Raw genomic sequence first — 6,084 nt, 5'->3', positions numbered from 1 at the left:
TCGCAGCCGTTTGCACCGGATCGCCGTGTGCCGCAGCGTGCGCACGAGATGGGCGATGTGTCGCGTGCGGAGCATGAGCCTGTCGTCCATGTGAGCATCGGTCGTCTCGAAGTGCGTGCGGGTCCCGCGCCGACCGCGCCGGCCCGCCGCCAGGAAACACCGCGACACAGTGCCTTTGACGACTACCTGCGCGAGCGGGGCAAGGCATCGCCATGAGCAACGTACTGGCCATCGCCGCGGCCACGCGCACGCTGCGCAACCTGCTGCTGACGCAGGTGCCGGCGCTGGACAGCGAGCTGAGCGATCTGGAAGTGACGCTGCAGCCGCCGGATGTGGCACGCAAGGGCATCACCAAGGCGCAGCTCAACGTGTTTCTTTACCAAGTGGTGCCCAACGCCGCCTGGCGCAACATGGACATGCCGGGCCGCACGCGCCCGGGCGAAACCGCGCCGCCCGCGCTGGCGCTCAACCTGCATTACCTGTTGACGGCGTGGGGACGCGGCGATACGGACAGCGATGCGATCAGCCATCGCGTGCTGGCTGCGGCCATGAGCACGCTGCACGATCGCGCCGTGCTGGATGGCAACGACATCCGCAATGCGCTGCCGGACAACGACCTGGCCGATCAGATCGAGCGCGTGCGTTTCACGCCGCTGCCGCAGAGCGTGGATGAGATCTCCAAGCTGTGGACGGCATTCCAGACCAACTACCGCGTGTCATCCGCGTATGAGGCGACGGTGGTGCTGATCGACAGCCAGTCACCGGCGCGGGCCAGTCTGCCGGTGCTCAAGCGCGGTGCGCAGGATCGCGGCGTGATCGACGTGCCGTCCACCGCGGCCACGTTGTCCTCGATCGCGCTGCCGCATCAGCAATCTTCTGCGCGACTGGGCGACGACCTGGTGCTGGACGGCAGCCAGCTCACTGCCGTCAACGCGGTGGTGCGCTTTGAAAGCCTGCGACTGGACGCGCCGGTCGATGTCGTGCCGGTGGCCGGCGATGCGGCCGGCACGTTGCGCGTGCATCTGGCAGACCCCACGCAGGATGCGGATGCGCCCACGCGCTGGGCGCCGGGCATCTACACGCTGTCGCTACTGGTGCAGTCGCCGGACCTGCCTGCGCTGGTGAGCAACGAGCTGGCTTTGGCCCTGGCGCCGGTGATCACGGTCAGCCCGTTGACGGCAGCCGTGGGTACGGTCGATCTCACGGTGACCTGCATGCCGCGCCTGCGCGACGGGCAGCGTGTGTTCCTTGTGTTCGGCGATCAGCTGGTGGCGCCGCAGGGCATCACACAGCCGGGCGATCTGCATCAGCCCACGTCGATCACCTTCAAGGTGCCTGCTGTCGCCAAGGGCACCTATACCGTGCGCCTGCGCGTTGATGGCGCGGACAGCATTCCGGTCGATTTCAGCGGCAGCGTGCCCGCGTTCGACAGCAGCCAGCAGGTGGTCGTCTCATGAGCGACTACGCTGAGTGGCTGAGCGCGAACGACCAATATCTCGCCAACGCATTGGCAGACATCCGCCAGCGACTGCAGCGCGCCGCCGCTACGCAAAAAGCGTCGCCGTCCGAGGCACGCACGGTCGATGCATCCGCGCCGGTAGCGATGGCGCCGCCGGTGGCCGCACCGGCCGTGCCCGTCCGGCATGCGAGTTGGCTTTCGCGTGTGTTCGGGGAACATGCGCCACAGGGGGCTGCTGCACCGGCCGAGGCAACGCCGGAAGGGCCGCCCGAACAGGTTTCCATGTCGTTCGAAGTGCCTGAGCCCGAAGCGCCGGTGCCCCAGGCGGCCGAGGTCGCGCCGCCCGCATCGACAGACACACGGCCCCTGTCGGCCCTGCAACTGCTCGCGCAGCAACTGGGGCTTTCCGAGTTCGAGCGCAACGTGTTGCTGCTGTGCATCGGCATGGAGCTGGATACGCGCATGCCCGGACTCTGCGCGCAGGCGCAGCATGATGCGAACAAGCCGTGGCCGACGTTCGCGCTGGCCTTCGCGGTACTCGATGAACCCAGCTGGGATGCGCTGTCGCCGGAACGCCCGCTGCGTTACTGGCGCCTGCTCGACATCCATCAGCCGGGCCCGCAGCCGCTGATCGGTGCGGCGCTCAGCGCGGACGAGCGCATCGTCAACTTCGTCAAGGGCATGAACTATCTCGACGACCGCCTGACGCCACTGCTTACCGCGCTCGCTCCCATGTCGCTGCCGCCATCGCAGCAGGCCGTTGCCGATCGCATCATCGATGGCCTGCGCCACGTGCCGCCGGGTGATGCGCTGCCTGTCGTGCAACTGGTAGGCGCCGACAGCGCAAGCAAGCAGGCGATTGCGCAGGTGGTGTCCATGGCTTTCGGCGCGCAGGCCTTCCGCTTGTCCGCCGAATTGTTGCCCACGGCGCTGGCCGAGCAGGAAAGCCTGGTGCGGTTGTGGCAGCGCGAATGCCGGCTGATGCCGGTGGCGCTGTATGTGGATGCGGCCGACATCGATCACGCCGATGCAGGCGCGGTGGCAGTGAAGCGTTTCATGGCGCGCGCGGGCGGGCTTACCTTCGTCGATACGCGCGAACCGTGGAGCAGCAACGCCGTGTCCATGGTCAGCGCCGATATCGCCAAGCCGACACCGATGGAGCAGCGCACGGTATGGCAGCGCCTGCTGGGCGAGGGTTCCAGCGAACACGCGCAGCAGCTGGCAGGACACTTCGACTTCAACATCGGCAAGATCGGGCAGGTGGCACAGGCCGCGCTGGCCGCCACGGAGAAGGATGCGTCGGCACTGGGCGACACGCTCTGGCACGGCGCGCTGGCACGCACGCGTCCATCGCTCGACCAGTTGGCACAGCACATCGTGCCCAAGGCGAGCTGGGACGATCTCAAGCTGCCGGATGTCGAAATGAACCTGCTGCACCAGATTGCCGACCAGGTGTCGCAACGCGGCACCGTGTACGACGACTGGGGTTTCCGCGAACGCATGAACCGCGGCTTGTCGATCACGGCGTTGTTCGCCGGCGAAAGCGGCACGGGCAAGACCATGGCGGCGGAAGTCATTGCCAGCGCGCTGGGCCTGTCGCTGTATCGCATCGACCTGTCTGCCGTAGTGAGCAAATACATCGGCGAGACGGAGAAAAACCTGCGCAAGCTGTTCGACGCGGCGGAAGAGGGCGGCTGCATCCTGTTCTTCGACGAGGCTGACGCACTGTTCGGTCGCCGTAGCGAAGTGAAGGACAGCCACGACCGTTACGCCAACATCGAAGTGAACTATCTCCTGCAGCGGCTGGAGAATTTCCATGGCCTGGCGATCCTCGCCACCAACATGAAGAACGCGCTGGACAGCGCCTTCCTGCGGCGCATCCGCTTCGTGGTGAACTTCCCGTTCCCCGGCGTCGCCGAGCGCGCAGCCATCTGGAGTTCGGTGTTTCCTGCGAAAGCGGCGATCGGTCCCATGGATGTCGCACTGCTCGCCAAGCTGGCGCTGACCGGCGGCAGCATCCAGGGCATCGCGCTGAACGCGGCATTCCTTGCCGCCAAGGCCGGCGTGCAGATCACCATGCCGCTGATCCTGGAGGCCGCACGCGCTGAATTCCGCAAACTGGACAAGCCCGTCAACGAAGCGGACTTCCGCTGGCTGGAAGCGGCGGGAGGAAAGACGTGAGTATCGAGCTGCGCATCGAGCGGCTGGTGATCGACGAGGCGGTGCTCGGCGATGAGCGGGCGAGCAGCGTACGCGTGGCGTTGGAGCGCGAACTTGCACAAACCCTGGCACATCGCGGTGCCATCCGGGCGTTGTCGGGTATGGGCGCCGTGGTATCCCTGCCAGCTTGCAGCATGCCTGCCGCGTCGCACGCGCGCGCGCGCCTTGGTGACCGCATCGCCGCGGCAGTTGGTGAGGGGCTTGGCATCGGGAGTGCGGCGCGGAGGAGCGGCACCACCGCGGGGTCCGGAGGGCGCCATGGCTGAGCGCACGGCCAGCGTTGCTGGAGCCGCCAGGTCACCCGTCGTGGTGGCGGCGCGGATACTGCAGCGCAAGTGCGGTTGCGGCGCGCACAGTCATGGCCATGGAGAGTGCGGGGCTTGCGCAAGGAAGCGGAGCGGTCTGCAACGCAAGCTTGCTGTCGGCGCGAGCAATGATCCGCTCGAGGCCGAGGCGGATCACGTTGCCAGCCAGGTGATGACAGGCTCGGGAGCGAACAGATTCGGCGTGGCCGGACCGCGAATCCAGCGCTCCAGCGGCGGCCAAGGCGGTGCAGGGCTGGAAGCGCCGGGCAGCGTCGATGAGGCACTTTCTTCACCGGGCGAGCCCATGCAGGCGGCTCTGCGTCGCGACATGGAGTCGCGTTTCAGGCATGACTTCAGCGCCGTGCGCCTGCACACGGGAGGAGCGGCGGCGCGATCGGCTCGCGATATTGATGCCAGCGCCTACACCGCAGGAAGCCACATCGTGCTGGGTTCGGGTGCTCCTTCGTTGCAGGCGCCGTCCGGTCGTCTGCTGTTGGCACACGAGCTGACCCACGTCGTGCAGCAGTCGGCCGTCAACCTCATCCGTCGCTGCATCAATCCCAGGAAGAACGATCCCATCTACGACTCGGTCGCCAGTTCCATTCGCAACACGGCTGATTTCAAGACGCTGGATCCGCCAGACAAGGCCGAGGCCGAAGGCATCATCACGGATGCGAAGAAGAAGGCGGGCTGCCTGTACTACATCGGCGAGCTGCTCGCGCTGTTCACCACCAAGGACAAGCCGCCGGCGGCGATCGCCAAGGAAACACAGGCGGCGACGGTGGCCGCTGCAAGCACGGAAAAGGCGCGCGTCGCCAAGCCTGCGGAAGCAAAGAACCTTGACGTGGAAGAGAAGGCATCGGCCGACCCCTCGCGAAAGTACGTGAAGATCAAGGGCAAATTTGGTGGCGGAACGTATGAAGTGGACAACCGCGATCCGAAGAACATCGTCGTTCGCGCGAAGGTGTTCCTGAAGGCGACCGGCAGCGGCACCGCAGCAGACGTCGCCAACATCAAGTCGATGGAGGACGCCATCGAAAAGGCCGCGTCGCGCCCCGGGTTCATCGTCGACATCAGCTTCGTCAATGCACCGGATGCCGACACGTTTACGGCCGAAGTGGATCCGTCGAAGTGGGAAGTGGCGACGAACTGGTCCGGAGGCGATCCGACCGGGTTCGCGCATGAGCTTCTGCATATGTTTGCCTACGAGCTGGATCGCTACGACTACATCCAGTCGCATGCGCGAAATGCATCCATGCTGGTGAAGGACCGCGTTCACTGGTTCGCGATGCAGTTGACCAAGCCTGCCGGTTTCGACAACCCCGCATCCCTGATGGGCGAAGGCCAGCACCCGCTGAACGACGATGCCTGTCGAGTCGCCGGCCTGGATGTCGCCACCTGCGTCGCCGCGGGTCAGAAGCCATGAAAACGAATGCCATGTGAGGAATCGTGCAAAAGCAGACCGCCCGCTCCCTGTTGCCCGTCGCATCGCTGTCCTCCGGTTATGTGCTGCAGCGCAAGTGCGCGTGCGGAAGTCATGCTTCCGGCGGCGGTCAATGTGAAGACTGCAAGAAGCGGCTGCAGCGCAAGGGCGATGGCATGGCCGCGTCCGCCGTGGCGCCGGGCATCGTGAACAACGTGCTGGCCAGCGCGGGCCAGCCGCTTGATGGGACGACGCGGGGATGGATGGAACAACGCTTCGGCCACGACTTCAGTAGCGTCCGCGTCCATACGGATGGCGTGGCCGCCTCTTCGGCGCGCGCGGTCGGCGCGCTGGCGTACACGGTGGGCCGTCATGTGGTGTTTGACCATCACCAATACGCGCCGCATACGCATCACGGGCGACACTTGCTTGCACACGAGCTGGCACACACGATCCAGGATCCCGGCGCCAGCGGCTTGCACACGGCGATCGCCGTGGGCGATACAAACGATCCGAGTGAGGTTGCCGCCGACCGCGCGGCGGATGCCGTCATGCGAGGAGAGCGTGCTTCGGTAGCGCCTTCGGGTGGCGGCGTGATGCGACGGCAAGTGAGCGCGACTTGCAGCGCCTCGCCGGGTCGGTCCGACGATGAGCGCACGGTGAGTTGCCCTGGCGAT

General features: G+C 66.1%; 5 protein-coding genes and 1 pseudogene. All 6 read left to right on the top strand.

Annotated features, from left to right (window positions below; genetic code table 11):
- Window positions 1-216 (top strand): annotated as a pseudogene (locus VFG49_RS11615) (hypothetical protein); the annotation flags it as partial.
- Entirely contained in the window at window positions 213-1,457 is a 1,245-nt protein-coding gene (locus VFG49_RS11610; protein ID WP_324860622.1) for a DUF4255 domain-containing protein, read from the top strand. The pseudogene VFG49_RS11615 and the gene VFG49_RS11610, both read left to right, overlap by 4 nt.
- Entirely contained in the window at window positions 1,454-3,640 is a 2,187-nt protein-coding gene (locus tag VFG49_RS11605) for an ATP-binding protein (protein WP_324860620.1), read from the top strand. The genes VFG49_RS11610 and VFG49_RS11605 overlap by 4 nt, the downstream gene beginning before the upstream one ends.
- Window positions 3,637-3,945 carry a hypothetical protein gene (locus tag VFG49_RS11600; protein WP_324860618.1) on the top strand — a complete coding sequence of 103 codons (309 nt, stop codon included), beginning with the start codon at window positions 3,637-3,639 and terminating at the stop codon, window positions 3,943-3,945. Before VFG49_RS11605 ends, VFG49_RS11600 begins: the two co-directional genes overlap by 4 nt.
- A gap of 241 nt (window positions 3,946-4,186) precedes the next feature.
- Window positions 4,187-5,410, top strand: coding sequence for a DUF4157 domain-containing protein (locus tag VFG49_RS11595; protein ID WP_324860615.1), 1,224 nt, complete (start codon window positions 4,187-4,189; stop codon window positions 5,408-5,410).
- Between the two features lie 23 nt (window positions 5,411-5,433).
- The coding region (locus VFG49_RS11590; protein WP_324860613.1) for a DUF4157 domain-containing protein at window positions 5,434-6,084 on the top strand (651 nt) is incomplete at its 3' end.

The sequence above is a fragment of the Dyella sp. genome, assembly GCF_035685885.1.
In the GTDB taxonomy this organism is placed as follows: Bacteria; Pseudomonadota; Gammaproteobacteria; order Xanthomonadales; family Rhodanobacteraceae; genus Dyella.
The sequence above is the reverse complement of the archived record's forward strand: the minus strand, read 5'-3'. Positions and strand labels throughout refer to the sequence as shown.

Excerpts from the sequence above, each read along its gene's own strand:
- VFG49_RS11610 (WP_324860622.1), top strand. The coding sequence starts at position 213 with ATGAGCAACGTACTGGCCATCGCCGCGGCCACGCGCACGCTGCGCAAC.
- VFG49_RS11605 (WP_324860620.1), top strand. The coding sequence starts at position 1,454 with ATGAGCGACTACGCTGAGTGGCTGAGCGCGAACGACCAATATCTCGCC.